General features: G+C 39.8%; 2 protein-coding genes. Both read left to right on the top strand.

The window, feature by feature from the left end; all coding sequences use genetic code 11:
* Positions 1-677: YidC/Oxa1 family membrane protein insertase (locus tag CCU_RS09225; RefSeq protein ID WP_208896139.1), on the top strand; the 677-nt coding region annotated here is incomplete at its 5' end.
* On the top strand, positions 677-1,132 hold a 456-nt coding region (gene jag, locus CCU_RS09220), incomplete at its 3' end, for an RNA-binding cell elongation regulator Jag/EloR (protein WP_208896138.1). The genes CCU_RS09225 and jag, both read left to right, overlap by 1 nt.

The following is a 1,132-nucleotide window of genomic DNA, read 5'->3' as shown; positions in this document are numbered from 1 at the left end:
TCACAAGCTATGTTGACCAGTTCCTCAACATGAATCAGTTCCTGTTTGGACTGAATATTGCAGATGCACCGGGATGGAAGCTTTCAATAGCTTTGGTGGTTCCTATCGTTTCTGCTCTCCTGCAGTTCTTACAGACAAAGATATCCATGAAGTCATCACAGAATAACAACATGGATAGCAATCAGCAGACAGCCAACAACATGATGAAGGGTATGATGTACTACATGCCTGTCATGTCACTTATATTCTGTATAACTCTTCCTATAGCTATCGGTCTTTACTGGATAGTTGGTTCTGTTATTATGATAATATCTCAGCTTATAGTTGATGCTTATTATAATCATCAGGACAAGGATGAGCTGCTTGCAAAATGTGCCGAGAAGGCTGCCAAGAAGCAGGCAAAGAAGAAGAACCCTGACAAGAAATCTTTCTATGAGAGAATGATGGATGCTCAGAATGGTAACGTTCCAACAGAGAACAGTCAGTCAGAGAATATAAATAAGATGGCTTCTTCAAGACTTAAGAGTTATGTTAATCCTGCACATTCAGTGAATGTTGACAGTGATGATGTAACCCGCAGAGAAAATGTAAACTATAAACCAGGCAGTATAGGAGCTAAGGCGAATATAATGCTTAAGTACCAGAACAATAGCAACGATAAGGGAGGAAATAAATAATGGAATTCTTAGAATTCAAAGGTAAGACCAAAGATGAAGCCCTTATGCAGGCCAGTGTTGAACTTGGAGTCCCTAGTACAGATCTTGAGTATGAAGTTATCAGCGAAGAGACAAAGGGATTTCTTGGTATAGGTTCAAAGCCTTGTATCATAAAGGCAAGAAAAAAGAAGACATTCCTGGACGATGTTAAGGAGTACCTTGACAGCCTGTTCAAGGCTATGGATATCCAGACAGAGATCCAGATGGATTTTGATGAGGAAGAGAATGTTCTGTCTATCAATCTTGAGGGACCAGAGATGGGAATTTTGATTGGAAAGCGTGGACAGACTCTAGATGCTCTTCAGTATATTATAACACTTGCTATCAATAAGAAGAGCGAGTCACGTATCAGAGTTAAGCTTGATACAGAGAACTACAGAGCAAGAAGAAAAGAGACACTTGAGAATCTTGCCAAG

It is taken from the genome of Coprococcus sp. ART55/1, from assembly GCF_000210595.1.
GTDB classification, from domain to species: domain Bacteria; phylum Bacillota; class Clostridia; order Lachnospirales; family Lachnospiraceae; genus Coprococcus; species Coprococcus aceti.
Note: the sequence above shows the minus strand (reverse complement) of the source record. Positions and strands in the feature narration are given on the sequence as shown.